The organism is Roseovarius atlanticus (assembly GCF_019802205.1).
Lineage (GTDB): Bacteria > Pseudomonadota > Alphaproteobacteria > Rhodobacterales > Rhodobacteraceae > Roseovarius > Roseovarius atlanticus_A.
On record NZ_JAHVHQ010000004.1, the window covers coordinates 551031 to 573022 of the forward strand.

The window sequence follows — 21992 nt, forward strand, 5'->3', positions numbered from 1 at the left end:
ATTTGGGGGGCGTTTGCTCGGACGGGCTTTCAAAAGAGGCCGGTCTTCGACATTCTGATCCCGAAGGAGACGTCATGTCAGACCCTGATCTTTGCTACCTGTCCGCAAGCGATGTCCTGGCCCGATTCAAGGCGGGTGACCTGTCGCCGGTGGCTTATCTGGAGGCTCTGATTGCCCGGACCGAGGCGGTGAACCCGGACCTGAACGCCTATACTGAGACGTTCTTTGAGGACGCGCTGGACGCGGCGCGCGGGGCCGAAGCCGCTTATGAAAACGGCACGGCCCGGGTGTTTGAGGGCCTTCCGGTGGCGGTGAAGGATGCGCAACGGGTCGCGGGGCAACGCACGACGCAAGGGTCCTGGTCGATGGGGCACGAGGTTGAGACGCGGTCCGACCCGATGGTCGAACGCCTGCAGGCGGCCGGCGCGATCATACCGGCCCGCACCACCACGCCGGAATTCTGCCTGTCCGGCGTTTGCCGGTCCGAGCGGTTCGGGGTGACGCGCAATCCGTTCAACCGCGATTACAGTCCCGGCGGCTCGTCGGGCGGGTCGGCGGCGGCGCTGGCGGCGGGGATGGTGCCGCTGGCCACGGGTACCGATATCGGCGGGTCGATCCGCATTCCGGCCAGTGCCTGCGGGCTGGTGGGCTACAAGCCCCCGCACGGGCGCAACCCGGACGGGCCGCCGGCGAATTTCGACCGCTACAATCATTGCGGTTTCCTGAGCCGGAGCGTGGCGGATTGCGCGCTGGGACAGAACATCGTGTCGGGCCCGCATCCGCGCGACCACGACAGTCTGCGCGAGCGTGTCGTGTTGCCGATGGACGGCACGGGCAGGCCACTGAAGATCGCGTTCTCGATGGACCTCGGATATGTGCCGATCGACGAGGATGTGCAGCGTAACACGTTGGCCGCGCTGGATGTTTTCCGGGGCGCGGGGTGCGAGGTCCTTCCGGTGGACGTCGGATGGGATACGCGCGTGGACGAGGCGGCGATGCGCTGGTACCTGGCGATGCATTTCGGACGGGCCCCGCTGTGGGCGCTGGAAAAGTACCGCGAGCGGATGACGGACTATGCCATCGCCACGGCGGAGGCGGCGGCAAGCCTGGGCCCGGACGATGTGGCGCAGAGCTGGGAGGTGCAGCACGAGATGTACCAGCGGCTGGGCGCGATCCTGGAGGAAGCGGACGTTTTCATTTGCCCGACCCTGTCGGTGGGCAGCGTGCGGGCGGATCACGACCCGGTCGGGCCGGGATTCACCGTGGCGGGGCGCGAGGTGGACCCTGAATATGGCTGGGTTCTGACGCACCAGTTCAACATGCTGCACAATTGTCCCGTGATGTCCGTACCCACGGGGCGCGACCGGCACGGGGTGCCCACGGGGATGCAGATCGTGGGGCCGACATTCGCGGATGAAAGGGTGTTCGAGGCGGCTTTTCTCTATGAAAATCAAGCGCCTGAGATGTTCCTTCCCAATGCGGCCATGCCGGAGGGACTTGCGGGATGACGCCTGGGGATATGGTTCTGACGCCGATGGGGGTGCGGTTTCGGGGGCGGCGCTTTCCGTGCACGATCGGGCGTGGCGGGCTGTCGCGCGACAAGCACGAGGGCGATGGCGCGACGCCGGTGGGCACGCATGAAATCGTCGGAATGCTGTACCGGCCTGACCGCATGGCACGGCCCGCGGACTGGGCAGTGCCGATCCGGCCGGGCGACCTGTGGTCAGACGACCCGGGTCACGAGGATTATAACCTCATGGTTTCAAAGCCTTACCCGCATTCACACGAGGTCCTGCGGCGGGCCGATCCGCTCTATGACCTGGTGATCATCACCGACTGGAACTGGCCGCGGGCGGAACGCGGGAGGGGCTCTTGCATCTTCGTGCACCGCTGGCGCCGGCCGGGATATCCCACGGCGGGCTGCGTGGCGTTCAAGCCCGATCACCTGCGCTGGATCGCAGGGAGGATCACCTTGGGGACGCGGCTGATCGTGCCGAGGTGAACGCGTCGAAACGCATGTCGGTATCGCGTCGGTATCCGGGTGGCAACGCGTCGGTGCCGCTGGCGCGGGAATTTCCTTTGAAAGGAAAGTGCCGGGATATCCTACGGCGGGCTGCGTGGGGTTCAGGCCCGATCACCTGCGCTGGATCGCGGGGAGGATCACCTTGGGGACGCGGCTGATCGTGCCGGGGTGAACGCGTCGAAACGCATGTCGGTATCGCGTCGGTATCCGGGTGGCAGCGCGTCGGTGCCGCTGGCGCGGGAATTTCCTTTGGAAGGAAATTGCCAAAAGTCTTTGAAAGACTTTTGGTCCCGGCGTCATTCCGGGTACTTGCGGCGGGCCTTGGCGGTGGCAAGTGTGTTGTTGCCCGACCTGGCCGTCGCGGTCCATTCGTAGGTATGGGCGCCGCCGGGCGGGCAGGGGCTTTTGTATTTGAAGACGCCGAAGGGCAGTTTGCCGTCGCGTCCCACCTTTACCGTGCCGCCGCCGTGATTGTAGCTTGGCACGTTCAGGTCCTTCAGCCGGAACTGGATGGTGGTCGTGCCCGCCGGAACCCCGCGCAGGACGAAGGCCGGGCTGCCGACCGTGTTGGGGCGTCCGGAAGTGCAGCGGGGAATGTCGCCCCAGTCGAAGCCGAGGGTGAACTCGGCCGCGGCAACGCCGGCGGACAACACGAGCGCGACAAGCGCGGTGGACATGAGACGCATTCCGATTCTCCCGGTGCTGTGCTGCAGTCACGGCAAGGTTAGGTCAGCGCCGAGGTTTCACCTAGCGTTTAATCGTGTTCGCGCTCGCCGAAGATGGCGCTGCCGACGCGGACATGGGTGGCGCCAAGCGCGATGGCGCGTTCGAAATCGCCGCTCATGCCCATCGACAGGCCTGAGAGGCCGTTGCGCTCTGCGATCTTCGCGAGGAGAGAGAAATGCAGGCTTGCTTCCTCGTCCACCGGCGGGATGCACATGAGCCCCTCGATCGTGAGGTCGAGATCACGGCAGTCTGCGACGAAGGCGTCCGCCTCGGAGGGCAGGATGCCGGCTTTCTGGTCTTCCTCGCCGGTGTTGACCTGGATGAAGAGGCCCGGGCAGCGACCTTCTTCCTGCGCGATGCGGGCGATGGTCCTGGCCAGCTTGGGACGGTCGACCGAATGGATCGTATCGAAAAGCTCGAACGCCTGGCGTGTCTTGTTAGTCTGAAGCGGGCCGATGAGATGCAACTCGACGCCGTCATAGCTCTCGCGGAAGCCGGGCCATTTGCCGGCAGCTTCCTGTACGCGGTTCTCGCCGAAGACGCGGTGGCCCTCGTCCAGGACCGCGGTCACGCGCGCGTCCGGCTGAACCTTGGACACGGCAATGAGGCTGACCGATCCGGCGGGACGGCCCGCGTCCTGTTCGGCGGCCGCGATGCGGGTTTTGATGTCGTGCAAACTCATCGTGTCGATCCGATCCTTGATACCTGCAAAGGTAGTGCCACAGGCGCGGCGGGTGCGCAAATCCCGACGCGGTGCGACCACAGTTCGCCCGCTTTCGGGCACGGGTGGGGGAAACAACCTTGCCGAGGTTCTTTTCGTTGGATAATGAGGGGAAAACTGGAACGGGTGGTGGAATGTTCAAATCCCCTTTGAAAAGCGCGGTGGTTCTGTTGGCGAGCATAGGTTTGCTGGCGTCTTGCAGCACGTTCAGAAACGGCAAGCTGAACCCTGATGCGTATAAGGTGGAGGGCGGTCCGAACCAGACACCGACGGCGGCGACCGGGGGCACGAGCCTGTTCGACGCGTTCAAGAACGACGGCTCGGCGGGGATCCGGGTGAACCGTTTCCTCTGGACCGCTTCGCTGGAGGTGCTTGATTTTCTTCCCGTGCAAAGCGCGGACCCGTTCACCGGCGTGATTTCGACCGGCTACGGCAGGCCGCCGGGCGGCGGGCGCGCCTATCGCGCGACCGTCCTGATCAGCGATCCGGCGCTGGATGCGCGGGCGCTGAACGTGGCGCTGCAATCGCAAAGCGGCCCGGTTGCGGCGGGCACGCAACGCGCCATCGAGGATGCGATCCTGAGCCGAGCGCGCCAGCTGCGCACGCAGGCGGAACGGTTCTGACCGGGCCTGCCGCCTGACCAGCGTCAGACCTTCGCACCGTCCATCACGCTGGAAATCCAGTCGAGTTGCCGTGGCAGGCAGATCGTTTGCAGATCGTAATTCTCGCGCATGAGGTCGCGCGCCGCGGCGCCGAGCCTGCGCCGGGCCGGCTCGTCTTCCAGCAGGGCGCAAACTTCGTCGACCAATGCTTCGCCGTCAAAGAAATCGACCAGCCGGCCGGTTTCGTCGTGGCGAATCACCTCGCGCACGGGCGTGGTGTCGCTGGCGACGATCGCCGCGCCGCAGGACATCGATTCCATCAGCGACCAGCTGAGCACGAAGGGGTAGGTGAGGTAGACATGCACGCGGCTGACCTGCAAGAGGCGCAGGAACTGGTCGTAGGGGATGCGGCCCAGGAAATGCACCCGGGCCATGTCGGCGTCCGGGATCTGGTCGCGCACCTCGTCGAGGAAAATCTGCTTCCAGGTCTGCCCCTTGGGCGGGGAGGCGCCATAGCTGACTTCGTCGCCGCCGACGATCAGGATTCGGGCGTTGGGCCGCTCGCGCAGAAGGCGCGGCAGGGCGCGCATGAAGATGTGGTAGCCGCGATAGGGTTCGAGGTTCCGGTTGACGAACGTGATGACCTCGTCGTCCCGGGTGACGTCGACCTGGCCTTCGATCGTCAGCCGGACATCGGGCTTGGGACAGGCGGAGAGCGTGTCGATTCCGTCATGCGAGACGGTGATCTTGTCGCGGAAGTCGGCGGGGAAGGTATCGGCCTGGAACCGCGTGGGGCTTATCCCGGCGTCGGCAAAGGGGAAATGAAGGTGATTGTTGATGTTCTTCAGCCGGATGCGCAGCGCCTGGATCTCACGTTCCGACTTGACGAATTCGGGGTCGAAGTCGAGGTGCTGTTCATCGGCAAGGTGGTAGAGTTCGCAGTAGATGGCAAGCCGCGCATCGGGCCAGACATCGCGCAGGAACATCGATTCGCCCCAGCCGGGATGCGCCAGGATGAGGTCGGGCGCGTAGCCGTTTTCCTTCATCGTGCGGGCGGCGCGGTAGCAGGCGTGGCCGCGGGTGACCTTGGTGTCGAGATCGACGAGCCACGGGTGCAGGTTCTGGCCCGCGCGTTTGGGCAGAGTGTAGGGGACAACCTTCACGCCGTTCCACGTGGTCGGCTTGTCGACCTTGAGCGTCAGGGCCACGCAGTGGTGTCCGCGCGAGGCCAGCAGGGGTGCCAGGTGTTTGTATTGGCCGGGAAAATTCTGATGTATGAAGAGGATTTTCATTCAACTGCCTGTGCGTTTTTTCCGGCTTATAGCGGCGGCGCGGAATTTTGCAAAATTCCGCGTCGGAAAATTTGAATTTTCCGGCCCGATTTCTTGCAAGAAATCGGTTACGTCTGATTTTTGCCCGCTGCGCACTGGACCCTGCGGGCGCGGGGCCCTATCACCCTTTGGAGTTTGAGAAACGAGGGGCCGATCGGGTCATGTCGCGTTATTCTGCCGCCGAAATCGAAGCGAAATGGCAAAGCGCCTGGGACGAGGCCGGGATTTTCCGGGCCGAGCGGTCGCGGGACAAGCCGAAATACTACGTGCTGGAGATGTTTCCCTATCCGTCGGGGCGCATCCACATGGGGCATGTGCGCAACTACACGATGGGCGACGTGATCGCGCGCTACCGCCTGGCCACCGGCCACAGCGTGCTGCATCCGATGGGCTGGGACGCGTTCGGCATGCCCGCCGAGAATGCCGCGATGGCGTCGGGGGGGCATCCCAAGGACTGGACCTATGGCAACATCGCCGACATGCGCGGCCAGATGAAGCCCTTGGGCCTGTCGATCGACTGGAGCCGGGAATTCGCCACCTGTGATCCCGAATACTATGGCCAGCAGCAGGCGCTGTTCCTCGATTTCCTGGAAAAGGGGCTGGTCTACCGCAAGAACGCGGTGGTGAACTGGGACCCGGTGGACATGACCGTGCTGGCCAACGAGCAGGTGATCGACGGCAAGGGCTGGCGGTCCGGCGCCGAGGTGGAGAAGCGCGAGCTGACGCAGTGGTTCTTCAAGATCTCGGATTTCTCGGAAGAGCTGTTGGAGGCGCTGGACGGGCTGGAGAACTGGCCCGCCAAGGTGCGCCTGATGCAGGAGAACTGGATCGGCAAGTCGCGCGGCATCGAGATTCCGTTCGAGCGGACGGATGCGGGGGCGCCTCTTGTCTGTTACTCGACCCGCCCCGACACGATGCGCGGGGCAAGTTTCATCGCGATCTCGCCGGAGCATCCGGTGAGCCGTGAACTGGCACAGGACAACCCCGAACTGGAGGCGTTCATCGCGGAGACGCGCAAGATGGACACCACCGAAGCCGCGATGGAGAAGGCCGAGAAGAAGGGGATCGACACCGGGATCACGGTGCGTCACCCGGTCTGGCCGGAGCGGGAGCTGCCGGTCTGGGTCGGTAACTTCGTGTTGATGGATTACGGCACGGGTGCTGTCTTCGGCTGTCCGGCGCATGACCAGCGGGACCTGGACTTTGCGCGGAAATACGGGCTTGAGGTGCGCAACGCCTTCTACCTGCCCGGCCAGGAAAAGGACGTGGAGACCGAGGCGCTGGTGCCTGCAAAAACCGAGACGGTGATCTATATCGACCACTTCGCCGGCATCGGCGAGGCGACGAGCCAGGAGGGCATCGACGCCACGATCGACTGGTTCGAGGCGAAGGGGCTTGGCACCGGGCAGGTGAAGTACCGCCTGCGCGACTGGGGGCTGTCGCGGCAACGCTACTGGGGCTGTCCGATCCCGGTGGTGCATTGCGACACCTGCGGCGTGGTGCCCGAGAAAAAGGAAAACCTGCCGGTCGAACTGCCCTATGACGAGGGCGGCACGCCGATCGATTTCAGCATTCCCGGCAACCCGCTGGACCGGCATCCGACCTGGCGCGACTGCAAGTGCCCGAGCTGCGGCGCGGATGCGCGGCGCGAGACCGACACGATGGACACGTTCGTGGACAGCTCGTGGTATTTCGCGCGGTTCACGGCCCCCGATGCGCAGACGCCGACACGGATGGAGGATGCCGAGTACTGGATGAACGTGGACCAGTATATCGGCGGCATCGAGCACGCGATCCTGCACCTGCTCTACAGCCGGTTCTTCGCCCGGGCGATGCATATCTGCGGGCACCTGCCGGAAAAGGCGATCGAGCCCTTTGACGCGCTCTTTACCCAAGGGATGGTGACGCACGAGATCTACCGGACGAAGGACGACAAGGGCCGGCCGGTCTATCACCTGCCGGAGGACGTGACCGACGGCAAGCTGGCCGATGGCACGCCCGTGCAGATCATCCCCTCGGCCAAGATGTCGAAATCCAAGAAGAACGTGGTCGACCCGGTGAACATCATCGATGCCTTCGGCGCCGACACGGCGCGCTGGTTCGTGCTGTCGGACAGCCCGCCGGAGCGGGACGTGGAATGGACCGCCGCGGGCGCCGAGGCCGCGAACAAGTTCCTGGGCCGTGTCTGGCGCAAGGCGCATGAGCTGGCCGAGAGGCGCGACGCGGGCGTCGTTGACCTGGACCGCTCGTTGCAGGAGATCATGGACGCCTACGAGCTGGGCGTGAACCAGTATGACGACGAGCTGATGCGCGCCCTGCACAAGACCATCGACGAGGTCACGAAGGGCGTCGAGAGCTTTGGTTTCAATGCCGCGATCGCCCGGATCTACGGTTTCTTCAACCAGTTGAGCAAGACGCAGGCCTCGGCGTCGACGCAGTGGCGGTCGATGCGCGTGCTGGCACAGCTGATGTCGCCGATGACGCCGCACCTGGCGGAAGAAGTGTGGTCGATGCTGGGCGGCGAGGGGCTGGTGGTGGACACGCCCTGGCCCGTTGCCGACGAGGCGATGCTGGCCGACGACAGCGTGACCCTGCCGATCCAGGTCAACGGCAAGCGCCGGGCCGAAATCAGCGTGCCCAAGGACATGGACAAGGCAGAGGTTGAAAAACGCGCGCTGGCGCACGAAGCTGTGGCAAGGTCGCTGGATGGGGCCCAGCCCAAGAAGGTCATCGTCGTCCCCGGGCGGATCGTGAATGTCGTCGTTTAACCGTCGTTTCATATTGCTGGGCCTGCCCGCGGGGCTGGCCGCCTGTGGCTTCGCGCCTGCCTATGCGCCGGGCGGTGCGGCCCACAATTTGAAGGGCGCGGTGCTGGTGGAGGCGCCGAACAGCCGGCCGGGATACCTGCTGACCCGCCATATCGAAGAGCGGCTGGGCCGCGGCGAGCGGCAGGTCTACGGGCTGGGCTATTCGATCATTCTGACGGAAGAGGCGGTCGCGATCTCGCGCGCCAACGTGAACACGCGCTACAACCTTCTGGGCAAGGTGACTTACGCGCTGCGCGATCTGCGCAGCAACGCGGTCGTCCTGAGCGGACAGGCGGACAGCTTTACCTCCTACTCGGCCTCGGGCACCACCGTGGCGACGCAGGCGGCGCAGCGCGACGCCGAGGCGCGGCTGATGGTGATCCTTGCGGACCAGATCCTGAACCGGCTGACCGCCGAGGCCGGCAAGCTGCCGGCATGAAGCTGTCGCCCCGCGATGCGCCGGCTTATTTCGCGCGGCCCGATCCCGACAAGACCGGCCTGTTGATCTATGGCACCGACGCGATGCGCGTGGCGCTGAAGCGCCAGGAGGTGATTGCCGCCCTGATCGGCCCGCAGGGCGAGGAGGAGATGCGGCTGACGCGGATCCCCGCGTCGGAGTTGCGCAAGGACCCCGCGATGCTGCTGGACGCGGTCAAGGCGCAGGGCTTCTTTCCGGGGCCGCGCGTGGCGTTTGTCGAGGACGCGAACGAAACCGTGGCGCCGGTTGTGACGGCGGCGCTGGAGGACTGGCAGCCGGGCGATGCGCAGGTGGTGGTGACCGCCGGCAGCCTGAAGGCGACGTCGAAGCTGCGCAAGCTGTTCGAGGGGCACAGGAACGCCTATGCCGCGGCGATCTATGACGAGCCGCCGGGGCGGGCGGAGATCGAGGCGATCCTGTCCAAGGCGGGGCTGCGCGATGTGCCGCGCGACGCGATGACGGACCTGAACGCGCTGGCGCGCGCGCTCGATCCGGGCGATTTCCGCCAGACGATGGACAAGCTGGCGCTGTACAAGCGCGGCGACGACACGCCCCTGAGCGCCGAGGACATCGCCGCCTGTGCGCCGGTGTCGGTGGAGGCGGACCTGGACGACGTGCTGCACCTGGTGGCCGAGGCCAAGCCGGGCGAGATCGGCCCGGTGATGAAGCGGCTGCGGGCGCAGGGCGTGCAGCCGGTGGGGCTTTGCATGGCGGCGAACCGGCATTTCCGAACGCTTTACGCGGCGGCCAGCGATCCGGGCGGGCCGGGGCAGGGCATTGCCCGCGTGCGCCCGCCGGTATTCGGCCCGCGCCGCGACCGGATGCAGCGGCAGGCGGCGCATTGGGGCGCGGCCAAGCTGGAAGAGGCGCTGGGCGTGCTGACCGACACCGACCTGCGGCTGCGCTCGGCGGGGCAGACCGCGCCGGACATGGCGCTGGTGGAACGCGCGCTGATCCGGCTGGCGACGCTGGCGCAGCGGTAGGGCGGTTCAGGAGATGTCGGCGAACATGGCCAGGGTCTCGGCCTCGGTCATGCGTTTGTGGTCGCCGGCCAGCGCGTAGGCGTCGGGCTTGCGGTCGACGAAGATTTCCTCGGTCAGGGTGATGCCGGAGGGATCGTCCAGCAGGCCAAGGCCCACATGCATGTCGCCCTGCATCGGACCCGGTGCGGTGACGTGGTAGAAGAGGTTGGTGCCGCAGGTGGCGCAGAAACAGCGCTCGGCCCAGTCGGACGAGGTGTAGGCGGTGATATTGTCCGCGCCGGTGATCGTGGCATCGCCGGCCCTGACATGCAGCCCCAGGTAGACGCCGCCGGACCATTTGCGGCACATCCCGCAATGGCAGGCCCCGGTGCTGTCGGGGGCGTTGGCGATGTCGACGGTCACGGCGCCGCACAGGCAGGTTCCGGATTTGTGCATGATGGATCTCCGCTCCAGTTTGATCGGCACGATAGGTGACGGGTATGACAGCAAATGTCAGTATGGAAGTGGAAAATCGTTGCGCTGTCGCCCGGGGCGGGCAAGCGTGAGGCGACATATCTGGGAGTTGTGCGATGTACGAAGTGATCGGATCGAAGGCCAGCCGGGCCTTCCGGGTGTTGTGGCTGCTGGAGGAGCTGGGCGTGGATTACGACCACACGCCCGCCGGGCCGCGTAGCGCCGACGCGGTGGCGGCGAACCCGTCGGGCAAGATACCGGCGTTGCGGGTGGACGGGGCTGTGGTGACGGAGTCGGTGGCGATCATGACCTACCTGGCCGACCGGCACGGCGCGCTGACCTACAAGGCGGGCACGCTGGAGCGCGCGCGGCAGGATGCGCTGGCGCACCAGATCCTCGATGACGTGGATTGTGCCCTCTGGATGGCCGCGCGGCATACCTTCGTGCTGCCCGAGGACAAGCGGGTGCCCGAGGTCAAGGAGACGCTGAAATGGGAATACGAGGCCAATGTCGCCCGGCTGTCCGAGGCGCTGGAAGGCCCGTTCCTGATGGGCGAGAAGATGACGGTGCCCGATATCCTGCTGGTGCATTGCCTGCGCTGGGCGGAGATCGCGAAGTTTCCCGAGCCTGGCAAGGTGCTTGCGGAGTACCGGGCGCGGCTGGAAGCCCGCGAGGCGTTTCGCAAGGTGGTGGAGATGGGGTGAGATGGTCGCCGTTCCGGAGCGGTGGGTTTCACCCACCCTACGGGGGCCGGGGGCAGGGCGTGGCGGGTGCGGGACCGTGAACCGCCGCCTTGCAGCCCGGGGGGGATGGGCGTAAGTGCGGGACATGCCCGGTTAGGGAAACCCGCGCCATGCAACTTTATCTGCCCATCGCCGAGGTCTCGGTCAACGGCCCGCTGCTGCTGTCGGTCGGCCTTGTCGTCGGGTTGCTGTCGGGCATTTTCGGCGTCGGCGGCGGGTTTCTGATCACGCCGCTCCTGTTCTTCATCGGGATTCCGCCGGCCGTCGCGGTCGCGACATCGGCCAACCAGATCGTCGCCTCGTCGTTCTCGGGGATCTTCGCACATCTGCGACGCCGCACCGTCGATTTCCGCATGGGCAGCGCCTTGATGGCCGGGGGCCTCGCGGGGTCGACCGTGGGGGTCTATGTTTTCAGCCTGCTGCGGCAGCTGGGGCAGGTCGACCTGCTGGTCAACCTGTTCTACGTGGTCTTTCTCGGGCTGATCGGGACGCTGATGTTCGTCGAAAGCTTGAAAGCCATTCGTCGCGCCAAGATGCAGGGGCCGAAGCCACGCGCCCGCCGGACGCGGCGCGACTGGGTGCATTCGATGCCGCTGCGCGTGAGGTTCCGAACGTCGGGGCTGTACATCTCGGTCTTTCCGCCGCTGATCGTCGGGTTCTTCGTCGGCGTCCTGTCGGCGATCATGGGGGTCGGGGGCGGTTTCGTGGTGGTGCCGGCGATGATCTATATCCTTGGGATGCCGACGAAGGTGGTGATCGGCACGTCGCTGTTCCAGATCATCTTCGTGTCCGCCTACACGACGATGATGCACGCCTATACGACGCATACGGTGGATACGGTCCTGGCCGCGCTGCTGATCGTCGGCGGCGTGGTCGGCGCGCAATTCGGCAGCATGATCGGGCAGGTCCTGAAAGCGGAACAGTTGCGCATCCTGCTGGCCCTGCTGGTGCTGGCCGTCGGTCTGAAGCTGGGTCTGGACCTGGTGCTGGAGCCGTCGAACGTGTTCTCGGTCGCCGGGGTGCGCGAGGGCTGAGCAGTGTGCAGGCACGGCTGGCCTAAGGGCCGGCGGCCCCCGTCGCGAAGCGGGCGGCGGCGCGACCGGCCCAGAGGCCGGAGGCCAGGCAGGCGGTCAACAGGTACCCGCCGGTTGGCGCCTCCCAGTCCAGCATTTCACCGGCGGCGAAGGTTCCGGGGCGGGATTTCAGCATCAGGTCGCCGGTGAGGGCGTCGAAGCGCAGGCCGCCGGCGGTCGAGATCGCCTCGTCCATGGGGCGCGGCCCGGCGAGGGGGATCGGCAGCGCCTTGAGGACCGGGGCGAGGTCGTCGGGCAGGGGCCGGGCGCATTCGTTCAGCAGGGCCTGTTCCAAGGGTGCGAGGCGCAGGGTCTTGCGCAGGTGGTTCGACAGGCTGGCCTTGCCGCGCGGACGCCCCAGGCGCTTTCGGAGCGCATCGAGCGACAGGTCCGGGCGCAGGTCGAGCGTGAGCGCCGCGCCTTCGCGCAGGGGGCGGGAGAGGGCGTAGAGCCCCCCGCCTTCGATGCCCCTTTCGGACAGGACGATCTCGCCGCGCGAGATATGCGCACCGGCATGAAGCGCGATGTTCTTCAGCGGCTGGCCGAAATGGCGCTGCATGTGGGCGGACCAGTCGACGGTGAAGCCCATGTTGGCGGGCTGGAACGGGACGGTCTGGCCGGGCAGATGGGCCGCCCAGCTGCCGTCGGAGCCGAGACGCGCCCAGCTGGCGCCGCCACAGGCCAGCACGGTGACCGTGGGGGTCAGCTGGCGCGGGCCGCCCGGCGTGTCGAACCCCGCGGCATCGCCATCCCAGCCGGTCCAGCGCCAGCGCCGGTGCAGCGTCACCCCCAGCCCTTCGAGGCGGGAGAGCCAGGCGCGCAGGAGCGGCGAAGCTTTCATGGCGGTGGGAAAGACGCGTCCGGTGGAGCCGGTGAAGGTGGGCTGCCCCAGCCCCTCGGCCCAACGGATGACATCGTCCGGCCCGAAGGCGGCAAGCATCGGACGCAGGTGCGGCGCGGCCTCGGCATAGGCGGCAAGGCAGGTGTTTAGGTCTTCGGCCTTGGTGAGGTTGAGGCCGGACTTGCCTGCCATGAGGAACTTGCGGGCCGGGGACGGCTTGGCCTCGGCCACGGTGACGGGCACGCCCGCCGAGGCCAGCGCGTCGGCGGCCATGAGGCCCGCCGGCCCTGCACCGATGACCAGCGCGCCCGTCATGGGGCGGGCGATGCCGCCGCGCCCGGGCCGCTGGGACGCATGACCTGCTGCGGGACGGGGATTTCGATCTCATGCGCCTTGAGCGCGCTCCGGGTGGCAAGGAGCGCTTGCGGAGTGTCTCGGTTCCTGGCGTCGCTGGTGGCGTGGCCCCGGTATTCGACGGCGATTTCGGCGGCCATTCGGCGCGTGGCCGGGCGCGGGCGCCGCGTGGCACGCCACGCCAGCGCGAACGCCGCCACGAGGAACGCGAATCGCGACCAGGCCGACGGGCTGAGCGCCCATGTCTGCGCGATATCCGGACCCTGGTGCGTATGGCCCATGGCCTGCGCGACGATTGCGGGCGGGTTATCCCAATCCATGGCAGCCCCCTTGCCATTCTTCGTGGTGCGTCCATCCTCTTGCCTGTCGTGGACGAAAGATCAAGGAAAAGCCATGGACGACCCGGTGTGTCCGCTGTGCGGGCGGCCCATCCCGCCCGAGGCCAGGCAGAGCCTGCACCACCTTGTGCCCAAGCTGAAAGGCGGCAAGGGCGGGCCGGTCGTGCTGTTGCACCAGATCTGTCACAACGAGATCCACGCCACGTTGACCGAGGCCGAGCTGGCGCGAAGCTATGCCACGGTCGAGGCGCTGCGGGCGCATCCGCGACTGGAGAAGTTCATCCGCTGGGTGGCCAGGCGTCCGCCGGGATTTCATTCGAAAACGCCCGGACGGCGCCGGCTGCGTTGATCCTGCGCAATGCGGGGCGTGCCGGAATACGGTATACTTGGCGGGGGAGGATCGCATCATGACCGTTGAGTATGAAGAAGACGCCGAAACGAAGACCGTCGAACTGACCGTGGCGGGAAAGGTCACGCGCGAGGATTACGACAGGATCGTGGACCGGATGCAGGGCTTTATCGACGCCCAGGGCACGGTGAAGCTGATCGAGGTGATCGAGAGCCTCGACGGGTTCGCGCCATCGGTGATCTGGCCGGGAATAAAATTCGATTTCAGGAACCTGCGCCATATCAGCCATGTGGCGGTGGTGTCGGATATCGGCTGGATCGGGCCGGTGGCCAAGGCGGCGGGCGCGCTGGTGTCGACCAAGCTGCGGACGTATGACCTGGACGACCTGGATGCGGCGCGGGAGTGGATCGCGTCAGAGTGACTTGACCATGTGCCGGGATGGGCCACTCTTGCGGTTGCGGCAAGATGCGAGGGCAAGATGGATCCGACGCGGCGGGACGTGATGGCGCTGGCCGGCGGGCTGGCCGGGGCGCAGGTGGTGCCGGGGCTGGCATGGGCCGGTGCGTCGGGGCACCGCCTGACCGCCGCGCCCGCCGAGCTGCAGCTGGCGCCCGGGGAATTTCCGAAGACGCGGGTCTGGGCCTATGACGGGCGGGTGCCGGGCCCGGTGCTGCGCCGGCGGCAGGGCGAGATGTTCGAGGCGCGGCTGGTCAACGGGCTGGACCAGCCGACGACGGTGCATTGGCACGGCCTGCGCCTTCCCAACGCCATGGACGGCGTGCCGGGCATGACTCAGGCGGCGGTGCGCCCCGGCGAGAGTTTCGACTATCGTTTCGCGCTGCGCGATGCGGGCACGTTCTGGTACCACCCGCATGCCAATTCGCTGGAGCAGATCTCGCGCGGGCTGGCCGGGGTGCTGGTGGTGGACGAGGCCGAACCGCCGGAGGTGGATGCCGAGGAGGTCCTGGTGCTGGACGACTGGCGGTTGACCGAGGACGTGCAGCTGCATCCCGAGTTCGGCAACCGGCACGATATGTCCCATGCCGGGCGGCTGGGCAATTTCATCACGGTGAATGGTGCGGGCGAGTTGCGGCGGACGTATCCGCAGGGCACGCGGCTGCGGGTGCGGCTGGTAAACGCGGCGACGGCGCGTATCTTCCGGCTGGTGTTCCAGGGGATGGATGCGTGGGTGGTGGCGCTGGACGCGATGCCGCTTGAGGCGCCGGAGCGGATCGAGCAGGTCGAGATCGGACCGGCGCAGCGCGTCGACCTGATCGTGGATATCAGCGCCGGGACCGGCGAGGAGGCGATCATCGGATCGGTGGAGCGGGACGGCACCTATGCGACGGTGTCCGTGTCGGTCGCGGGCCAGGAACAGGCGATGCGGGACGCGCCGCACGCCCTGCCGCCCAACGACCTGCCGGCGCTGGCGCTGAAGGACGCGCGGCAGGTGCCGCTGGTCATGGAGGGCGGCGCGATGCGGGGCCTGCCGGAGCGCGTCCGGTGGCAGGGCAGCAAGCGCGAGGCGCGGGCGCTTTACGAGGCGGGGCAGTTCTGGGCCTTCAACGGGCAGGCGGGGATGGACGGGGCGCCACTGATCGAGGCAGGCAGGGGCGAGACGGTTCGGGTGCCGATGGAGAACCGGACGGCGTTTTCCCACGCGATGCACCTGCATGGGCAGCATTTCCGCGAAGTGCTGCCGGGGGGCGGCCTGGGGCCATGGCGCGATACGCTGGTGATCCATCCCGACGAGCGCCGCGAGATCGCCTTTGTCGCCGAGAACCCGGGCGACTGGATGTTTCATTGCCACATGGCCGCGCACCAGATGTCGGGCATGATGAACTGGATACGGATCGCGTAGGCGCCGTTTTCCGCGCGGAAAACGGGATAGAAAATACGTATTTTCTATCCCGGAATTTTTGAAAATTCCGGCCCGCTCAGGGGCGGCAGAGGTGCTTGATGCGCGCGGCGTGGTCCGGTGTCGCCGCAAGCGCATCGGTGGCGAGGTCGCGGGCCGTGGACAGCAGTGCGTCGGGCTCCGCAAGCCGGTCGAAGAGACCCCAGTGCAGCGCGGTGTCCGTGTCGATCTTCTGGCCCGCCATCAGGATCATCCTGGCCCGCGACGGACCGATGAGCCGTGCCAGCCGCTCCGGATCGGAGGGTTGCGGCAGGAAGCCCAGTTTCATCACCGGGTAGAAGGCCTTGGTGCCGGGCACGGCGAGGCGCAGATCGCAGGCCAGCACCATGCCCATGGCCCCGCCCGCGACGGTGCCATTGAGCGCGGCGATGGTGAGGCAGGGCAGCGCCGTGAGTGCACCGGACAGGCGCTCCCACACCGGGTCGGTGGGCAGGCCGGACTGAGCGGCCTCGAGGTCCATTCCCGCCGAGAATGCCTTGCCGCGGCCCGTCAGCACCAGCGCGCGGGCCTCGGTGGCGGCCTCGGCGATATCCGCCAGCTCGGTCAGCATCGCGTGGGTCAGGGAATTGGCCTTGTCGGGCCGGTTCAGCGTGACGGTCCAGAGGCCGTCATTGGATTTGTCGAGCTCGATCATGTGAGGCCCACCGCGAGGCGGATATCCTCGTTGCGCAGGCTGATGTCCTGGCCGAGCCAGCCATCGGCGTCCGCCGTGCACATCCACGCCAGCGCCCGCGCGGGCCAGTCCGGCGGGATATGGTCGGACCAGTCGAGCCGGGCCACGGGGTTCATGCCGCTGGCCTTGATCTGGTGCTGCATGTCGGTGGCCACGGTGCCGGGCGAGAGGCCCAGAACGCGGATGCCGTGATCGCGGTTTTCCTTGTCGGCGGCGCGGGTCAGCATCAGCGCGGCGGCCTTGGAGGCGCAATAGTGGCTCCAGCCTTCGAGCGCACTGGTGGCGGCGCCGGAACTGATGGTGATGATGGTGCCGGAGCCGACCTGTTTCATCACCGGCAGGGCCGCGCGCATGCCGTGGAAGACGCCCTTGAGGTTGATGTCGATGACCTTGTCCCATTCGTCCGGGTCGACGTCTGAAAGATGCGCGATGGGTTCGATCACGCCGGCGTTGCCGATGAGCACGTCCAGCCCGCCGAAACGGTCGGTGGCGGCGGTCACGGCGGCCTTGACGTCATCGTAGCGGCTGACGTCGCACGACACGGCCAGCGCGCGGTCGCCGATATCCGATGCGATCTCCTCGATTGCGCCGGTACTGCGGGCGGCGAGCACCACGTTGGCGCCGAGCGCGGCGAAATGACGGGCGGTGGCCGCGCCGATGCCGCGACTGGCGCCGGTGATGAGAACGGTCGTGTCTTTCATGGATTGAACCTTTCGCGCCGATATGGGTACAGATGCTCAAACGAGAGCTATCGCGCGGTGCGACCGAGGTCCAGCGCAAGACGGGAATAACCCCCCTTGACCACGCTTCCGCGAGGGCGGAAGCTGCGTGGGATCAAGGATTTCAACACGAAAGGATTCTTCATGAAACTGCTCGATATGACGGACCGGGCCAGGTTCGGAATGACGACGGCGATCGGCCTCGTCTTATCGGCGGGCGCGGCACAGGCGGATGTGACCGCGGCGGATGTCTGGGCGGACTGGAAAGGGTATCTTTCGTCCTCCGGCTACGAGGTGGCGGGCGACGAGAGCCAGTCGGGCGACACGCTGACCGTATCCGACGTGACGATGAAGATGGCGATCCCCGAAGAGGATACGACCGTGTCGGTCAACCTGGGCGAGATGACCTTTACCGAGAACGGCGACGGCACGGTGTCGGTGGGCATGCCGGCGGAAATGCCGATGCAGGTGCAGGTCGAGTCGCCTGACGCCGAGGAGGTCTCGGTCGGCCTGCAATACAACACGTCCGGTTTCGAGATGACCGCGTCGGGCGAGCCGAACGACCTGCTTTACAACTACAGCGCCAGCGAGATCGCGGTGATCGTCGATGACGTGACAGTCGAAGGCAAAAGCGTCGACCTGGGGACCGTGGAATTCCGCATCGCGGACGTCACCGGGACGACCACGATGCAAGTGGGCGAGCTGCGGAAATCGGACCAGAAGATGAGCACGGGCCCGGTGAACTACACCATCGACGTGGCCGACCCCGAGGGCGGCACCGGCCAGTTCATGATGAAGGGCCAGTTCGCCGGCATGACGCTCGCGGCCGAGGGCGCCATGCCGCTGGAGATGGACCCCGCCGATTTCGCGGCCTCGATCAATGACGGTTTTTCCGCGGATCTGACGATGACCTATTCCGAGGGCTCGTCGGAATTCAAGGTCGTCGATCCGCCGCAGACCACGGAAGGCACGACCAAATCGGACGGGGGCGAATTCACCGTCGCGATGGGCGCCGAGGGCCTGACCTATGACGTGTCGTCGAAGAACATGCAGCTCAACATGGCCGGCGGTGATATCCCGCTGCCGATCGAAGTGGCGTTCGGCACGGCCGCGTTCAACCTGACCACCCCCATCGCCAAGAGCGACGAGGCGCAGGATTTCGCCATGGGCGTGACGCTGGGCGATTTCACGATGTCGGACATCATCTGGGGCATTTTCGACCCGGCGGGCGAACTGCCGCATGATCCTGCGACGATCGACCTGGACCTGACGGGGACGGCCAAGCTGTTCTTCGATCTTTTCGACCCCGAACAGATGGAAGCGGCGGAAACCGGCGAGCTTGGCGTGCCGGGCGAGTTGAACACGCTGGACATCAACACCCTGACGGTCAGTGCCGCCGGAGCCGAGCTGACCGGGGACGGCGCGTTCACCTTCGACAATACCGATCTGGAAACCTTCAACGGGATGCCCGCGCCGGACGGTTCGGTCGACCTCAAGCTGACGGGCGCCAACGGTCTGCTGGACTCGCTGATCGCGATGGGGCTGGTACCCGAAGAGCAGGCCATGGGCGTGCGCATGATGATGGGCATGTTCGCGGTTCCCGGCGAGGGCGAGGATGCGCTGACCTCGAAGATCGAGGTCAAGAGCGACGGCCAGGTCCTGGCCAACGGACAGCGCCTGCGCTGATCCGGGCGACGCCTGAATACCATGCGGGGGGCCGGGCGATCCGGCCCTTTCGCGTTCGATCCTTACCGTTTGATGAAAGGTGATGCGATGCATGCCATCCGTATAGTTCCCGTTTTCCTTGGTGCCGCCGCATGGCTGCCCGCCGCGGCGCAGGCCGACGTGACCGCCGACGACGTGGTGACCAACATGCTGGCCCCGGCCCGCGCATTCGGCTTCGAGGTGACCGCAGAGCCGGTGCGCGACGGCGACACGGTGCGCATCGACAGCATGGTGATGACCTATGCCCTGCCGCTGGATCTTGGCGAGGCACGGTTGACGACCAACGGCATGACCCTGACCGAGCAGGGCGACGGCAGCGTGGCGTTGCGGTATTCCGACGCGATGGAGATGCAGGTCGCGTTTTCGACGCCCGAAGAGGGCGAGGTGTTTTCCGCAACCGTGGTCTACGAGGGGTTCGACACGCCGACCATCGCCACGGGCACGCCGGGGCAGGTGGTCTACGAGGGCGCTTTTGACGGGGCGCGGTTCTCGCTGAGCGATTTTTCGGTAGAGAACGAAGACGAGGAATTCGACATCGCGGTCAGCGGCAGCGTCAGCGGGACAAGCCGCTACGAGATCACCGAGGGCGATATCGTGACAGTGGCGCTGTCGACCACCTCGGACAGCATGCAGTTCGACACTTCGTTTTCCGATGCCACCGGAGCGGGATCCGAGGGGCGGCAGACGATGACGGGCGGCACTTCGGAACTGGAGCTGGCCATTCCGGCGGGCCAGGTGGACCTGCTGAACCTCGACGATGCGCTGCGGGCGGGGTTGAAGATGGTGGCGAAGACCGGCGGCATGCAGGTCGAGGGCACGACGGTCACGACCGCCGAGGAGGTCGAGATGCGCCAGACCACCAGCTACATGATGGATCGCAACGACCTGACGCTCGGGGCTGACGGCGTCTCGCTGGCCGGTGCCTACACCGATTTTGCGTTCGAGTTGCTGATGCCGTCGGAACTGCCGTTTCCCATCGCCGGCCAGATCGCGCGCAGCGAGGGTCACTTGAACCTGCCGGTCACCGAGACGGACGGCGCGGTGCCGGTCGCGCTGCGGATGACGCTCGAGGACCTGACGATGGCCGAGGAGATCTGGGCGCTCTTCGATCCGGAGACGCAACTGCCGCGGGATCCGATGACGCTGGTGGTGGACATGTCGGGCGATGCGGCGCTGACGCGCGAGCCGCTGGATATCATGCGGATGATGGAGGTCGGCCCGGACGAGGAGTCCCTGGGTCGCTTCGAGAGCGTGACGCTGAATGACTTCCTGCTGAACGCTGTGGGCGCGCAGGTCACGGGCGAGGGCGCCTTCGAGATCGACAACGAGGATCACGAGACCTTCCCGGGCATGCCGGCCCCGTCGGGCAGCGTCGACCTGCAGGTGACCGGCGCCAACGGATTGCTGGACACGCTGGTGGCGATGGGCCTTTTGCCCGAAGAACAGGCGATGGGGACCCGGATGATGATGGGCATGTTCGGCACGCCGGGCGAGGGTGAGGACGTGATCAACTCGACCATCGAGGTGACCGAGGACGGGCAGGTTCTGGCCAACGGCCAGCGGATCCGCTGAGCGGATGACCCTGCGCCCGATACTGCTGGCCGCGGCGCTTTCGGCGCCGCAGGTCGCGCTGGCGGACCTGACCGTCGAGGCGGCCTGGGATGTCTGGACCACGCAGTTCGAGGCGCTGGGCCTTGAGTGGCAGGCCGACACGAAGCGGGACGGCGCGGCGCTGGCGGTCGGGCCGATCTTTCTGACCCTGCGGGTTCCGGGCACGGCGCTGGATGTGAACCTGCAACTGCCCGGCCCGCGTTTCGTGCCGGACGGTCCGGAGATCGACGTTCGGTTGCCCGTGTCCGAGGCGATGCCGTTCAGCATGTCCAACGCCGATGACGGCGCGGCAGGGTTCACCTCCTCCGGTGCGTTCGCGTGGCGGATGGAGGATGTCACCGTGCGGATGCGTGAGACGGAGGCCGGCATCGAAACGCGCTGGCGGGGGCAAAGCTTCGAGATCGCCCTGACCGAGTTCGGTCTGTTCGGAACGCCCTATCCCGCCGCGTACCGCTATCTGCAATCGGGATTCGACATCACGCAGACGAGCGATATCGGCGATGGCTGGCTGGACTTCACGCGCCGGGGCGAGGCCGAGCAGGTTCTGGTCGAATACGGCTATGGGGACGAGACCACCGCCGAGGGCCTGGAGGGCGCGCTGGACCGGCACGCGGTGGAGACCGTGACCGAACTGCGCCTGCCGCCGGAAGGTCCGGTCCTGCAGAGCCTGTCCGAGCAGGCGGCGGACGGCATGGCGTTTCGGCATACAATGTCTGCCGAGCGCGGGATCGACAGCGACAAGGATTGGCTGAACGGCGCGCTGATTGCCACCAGCCAGACCGACTGGAGCGAGATCGAGGGCGACTTCGCGCTGGATCAGGAGGGGCTGCGCATCGTTTCCGGTGCGCAGCGGACGGCGATGCAGCTGACCGACGAAACGCTCGGTGTGCATTTCGATGTCGAGGCGTCGCGGGTTCTGCTGGACCTGGTCCTGCCGGTATTGCGGGACGTCGCCCCGCAGGACTTCGCGCTGCGGTTCGAACTGGACGGGCTGACCATGTCCGAAGAGAGCTGGGCGCAGTTCTTCATGGCCGAGAATTTTCCGCGCCAGGCCGCGGATGTAGCGGTCGACCTGGGCGGTGAGATGATCCTGGTGGAAACCCTGTTCGACCTGGACGCGATGAGTGCCGCGTTCGACGGCGCCCCGCCGTTCTTTGTCGAAACGCTCGACCTTCGGTCGCTGGGGCTGCGCTTGCCCGAAGCCGAGGTGACGGGCAGCGGCGCGTTCCGCTTCGATCACATGGATTATGAGACGCTGGACGGGTTTCCGGCGACAGAAGGTCGTGCCGTCTTCGACGTGACCGGGGCGCAGGCGCTGCTTGACAGGCTGGTGTCGGCAAAGGTGCTGACGACCGAGGATGCGATGTCGGCGCGGATGATGCTGGGGATGTTCACGCGCCCCGTCGAGGGGCAGGACGAAACCGCCCGTTCGGAGGTCGAGATCACTGCCGACGGCCAGGTTCTGGTGAACGGGCAGCGGATGCGCTGAACGGGGGGCTTGCCTTGCGCCTGTTCCGGCGTCGC

Annotated in this window: 22 protein-coding genes; 14 read left to right on the forward strand and 8 right to left on the reverse strand. The window is 66.5% G+C overall.

Features of this window, described 5'->3' with window-relative positions; genetic code table 11:
- The first annotated feature begins 74 nt into the window (after positions 1 to 74).
- Together KUV49_RS19320 and KUV49_RS19325 are read left to right on the forward strand one after the other, a co-directional pair.
- The gene (locus KUV49_RS19320) at positions 75 to 1508 is read left to right on the forward strand and encodes an amidase (protein WP_222452567.1); all 1434 of its coding nucleotides are present in this window, start codon (positions 75 to 77) and stop codon (positions 1506 to 1508) included.
- On the forward strand, positions 1505 to 2002 hold the full coding sequence (locus tag KUV49_RS19325; protein ID WP_222452568.1) for a L,D-transpeptidase: 498 nt from the start codon (positions 1505 to 1507) through the stop codon (positions 2000 to 2002). The genes KUV49_RS19320 and KUV49_RS19325 overlap by 4 nt, the downstream gene beginning before the upstream one ends.
- Positions 2003 to 2319: 317 nt before the next feature.
- On the opposite strand, the gene KUV49_RS19330 is transcribed toward KUV49_RS19325, so the two are convergent.
- Both KUV49_RS19330 and KUV49_RS19335 read right to left on the reverse strand, forming a co-directional pair.
- Positions 2320 to 2709, reverse strand: coding sequence for a hypothetical protein (locus tag KUV49_RS19330; RefSeq protein WP_222452569.1), 390 nt, complete (start codon positions 2707 to 2709; stop codon positions 2320 to 2322).
- 68 nt (positions 2710 to 2777) lie between these two features.
- Positions 2778 to 3431, reverse strand: coding sequence for a YggS family pyridoxal phosphate-dependent enzyme (locus KUV49_RS19335; protein ID WP_222452570.1), 654 nt, complete (start codon positions 3429 to 3431; stop codon positions 2778 to 2780).
- A gap of 173 nt (positions 3432 to 3604) precedes the next feature.
- On the opposite strand from KUV49_RS19335, the gene KUV49_RS19340 reads away from it, so the two are divergent.
- Positions 3605 to 4093 carry a DUF3576 domain-containing protein gene (locus KUV49_RS19340; RefSeq protein WP_152497527.1) on the forward strand — a complete coding sequence of 163 codons (489 nt, stop codon included), beginning with the start codon at positions 3605 to 3607 and terminating at the stop codon, positions 4091 to 4093.
- A gap of 23 nt (positions 4094 to 4116) precedes the next feature.
- On the opposite strand, the gene KUV49_RS19345 is transcribed toward KUV49_RS19340, so the two are convergent.
- Positions 4117 to 5364: a glycosyltransferase gene (locus KUV49_RS19345; protein WP_222452571.1), complete on the reverse strand. Its 1248-nt coding sequence runs from the start codon at positions 5362 to 5364 to the stop codon at positions 4117 to 4119.
- A gap of 200 nt (positions 5365 to 5564) precedes the next feature.
- Here KUV49_RS19345 and leuS point away from each other — a divergent pair, with 200 nt between their 5' ends.
- Genes leuS through holA form a run of 3 tightly spaced genes read left to right on the forward strand, consistent with a single transcriptional unit; the run spans position 5565 to position 9671 of the window.
- Entirely contained in the window at positions 5565 to 8171 is a 2607-nt protein-coding gene (gene leuS / locus KUV49_RS19350) for a leucine--tRNA ligase (protein ID WP_222452572.1), read from the forward strand.
- Positions 8158 to 8649, forward strand: coding sequence for an LPS assembly lipoprotein LptE (gene lptE / locus KUV49_RS19355; RefSeq protein WP_222452573.1), 492 nt, complete (start codon positions 8158 to 8160; stop codon positions 8647 to 8649). Before leuS ends, lptE begins: the two co-directional genes overlap by 14 nt.
- A complete protein-coding gene (holA, locus tag KUV49_RS19360; RefSeq protein ID WP_222452574.1) occupies positions 8646 to 9671 on the forward strand; it encodes a DNA polymerase III subunit delta in 1026 nt (341 codons plus the stop codon). The genes lptE and holA overlap by 4 nt, the downstream gene beginning before the upstream one ends.
- 6 nt (positions 9672 to 9677) lie before the next feature.
- On the opposite strand, the gene KUV49_RS19365 is transcribed toward holA, so the two are convergent.
- A complete protein-coding gene (locus KUV49_RS19365; RefSeq protein WP_261391605.1) occupies positions 9678 to 10106 on the reverse strand; it encodes a GFA family protein in 429 nt (142 codons plus the stop codon).
- 134 nt (positions 10107 to 10240) lie between these two features.
- On the opposite strand from KUV49_RS19365, the gene KUV49_RS19370 reads away from it, so the two are divergent.
- Both KUV49_RS19370 and KUV49_RS19375 read left to right on the forward strand, forming a co-directional pair.
- Positions 10241 to 10828, forward strand: coding sequence for a glutathione S-transferase family protein (locus KUV49_RS19370; RefSeq protein ID WP_222452575.1), 588 nt, complete (start codon positions 10241 to 10243; stop codon positions 10826 to 10828).
- A gap of 149 nt (positions 10829 to 10977) precedes the next feature.
- Positions 10978 to 11901: a sulfite exporter TauE/SafE family protein gene (locus tag KUV49_RS19375; RefSeq protein ID WP_152493576.1), complete on the forward strand. Its 924-nt coding sequence runs from the start codon at positions 10978 to 10980 to the stop codon at positions 11899 to 11901.
- A gap of 22 nt (positions 11902 to 11923) precedes the next feature.
- On the opposite strand, the gene KUV49_RS19380 is transcribed toward KUV49_RS19375, so the two are convergent.
- Entirely contained in the window at positions 11924 to 13096 is a 1173-nt protein-coding gene (locus KUV49_RS19380; RefSeq protein ID WP_222452576.1) for a TIGR03862 family flavoprotein, read from the reverse strand.
- The gene (locus KUV49_RS19385; protein WP_222452577.1) at positions 13093 to 13455 is read right to left on the reverse strand and encodes a hypothetical protein; all 363 of its coding nucleotides are present in this window, start codon (positions 13453 to 13455) and stop codon (positions 13093 to 13095) included. Before KUV49_RS19385 ends, KUV49_RS19380 begins: the two co-directional genes overlap by 4 nt.
- A gap of 73 nt (positions 13456 to 13528) precedes the next feature.
- Here KUV49_RS19385 and KUV49_RS19390 point away from each other — a divergent pair, with 73 nt between their 5' ends.
- From KUV49_RS19390 to KUV49_RS19400, 3 genes are read left to right on the forward strand one after another with little or no spacing between them, the layout of a single operon-like run.
- Positions 13529 to 13822 (forward strand): HNH endonuclease, encoded by a 294-nt coding sequence (locus KUV49_RS19390; RefSeq protein ID WP_152493573.1) that lies wholly within the window; start codon positions 13529 to 13531, stop codon positions 13820 to 13822.
- Positions 13823 to 13880: 58 nt separating this feature from the next.
- Complete coding sequence (locus KUV49_RS19395; protein ID WP_222452578.1) at positions 13881 to 14243, forward strand: STAS/SEC14 domain-containing protein; 363 nt, start codon at positions 13881 to 13883, stop codon at positions 14241 to 14243.
- Between the two features lie 57 nt (positions 14244 to 14300).
- Positions 14301 to 15683: a multicopper oxidase family protein gene (locus tag KUV49_RS19400; RefSeq protein ID WP_222452579.1), complete on the forward strand. Its 1383-nt coding sequence runs from the start codon at positions 14301 to 14303 to the stop codon at positions 15681 to 15683.
- Between the two features lie 76 nt (positions 15684 to 15759).
- Here the strand turns inward: KUV49_RS19400 and KUV49_RS19405 are convergent, their stop codons facing one another.
- On the reverse strand, positions 15760 to 16374 hold the full coding sequence (locus tag KUV49_RS19405) for an enoyl-CoA hydratase/isomerase family protein (protein WP_222452580.1): 615 nt from the start codon (positions 16372 to 16374) through the stop codon (positions 15760 to 15762).
- Positions 16371 to 17114 (reverse strand): SDR family oxidoreductase, encoded by a 744-nt coding sequence (locus KUV49_RS19410; protein WP_222452581.1) that lies wholly within the window; start codon positions 17112 to 17114, stop codon positions 16371 to 16373. The genes KUV49_RS19405 and KUV49_RS19410 overlap by 4 nt, the downstream gene beginning before the upstream one ends.
- A gap of 162 nt (positions 17115 to 17276) precedes the next feature.
- Here KUV49_RS19410 and KUV49_RS19415 point away from each other — a divergent pair, with 162 nt between their 5' ends.
- From KUV49_RS19415 to KUV49_RS19425, 3 genes are all read left to right on the forward strand, one after another.
- Positions 17277 to 18818, forward strand: coding sequence for a DUF2125 domain-containing protein (locus KUV49_RS19415; RefSeq protein WP_261391607.1), 1542 nt, complete (start codon positions 17277 to 17279; stop codon positions 18816 to 18818).
- An 87-nt stretch (positions 18819 to 18905) separates the two neighbouring features.
- The gene (locus KUV49_RS19420) at positions 18906 to 20429 is read left to right on the forward strand and encodes a DUF2125 domain-containing protein (protein WP_222452582.1); all 1524 of its coding nucleotides are present in this window, start codon (positions 18906 to 18908) and stop codon (positions 20427 to 20429) included.
- A 4-nt stretch (positions 20430 to 20433) separates the two neighbouring features.
- On the forward strand, positions 20434 to 21957 hold the full coding sequence (locus KUV49_RS19425; protein WP_222452583.1) for a DUF2125 domain-containing protein: 1524 nt from the start codon (positions 20434 to 20436) through the stop codon (positions 21955 to 21957).
- Positions 21958 to 21992 lie beyond the last annotated feature (35 nt).